General features: G+C 67.7%; 1 protein-coding gene. It reads left to right on the top strand.

All coding sequences use genetic code 11. The annotated features are described in order from the left end of the window. The coding region (locus IG05_RS43305) for a KR domain-containing protein (RefSeq protein WP_037816026.1) at nucleotides 1-331 on the top strand (331 nt) is incomplete at both ends.

Raw genomic sequence — 331 nt, forward strand, 5'->3', positions numbered from 1 at the left:
GCAGTGATCCACACCGCGGGAGTACTGGACGACACCGTCCTCACCGCCCTGACCCCCGAACGCCTCGACACCGTCCTCAAACCCAAGACCGACGCCGCGTGGAACCTCCACCAGGCCACCCTCGACCAGCCCCTCGACGCCTTCGTCGTCTACTCCTCCATCGCCGGCCTGATCGGCAACGCCGGCCAGGCCAACTACGCCGCCGCCAACACCTACCTCGACGCCCTCGCACAACACCGCACAGCCCACGGACTGCCCGCCACCTCCCTCGCCTGGGGCCTGTGGAACCAGACCAGCACCATCAGCGGCGAACTGAACGAAACAGACCTGC

Source organism: Streptomyces sp. NRRL S-1022 (genome assembly GCF_000720135.1).
Classification (GTDB): domain Bacteria; phylum Actinomycetota; class Actinomycetes; order Streptomycetales; family Streptomycetaceae; genus Streptomyces.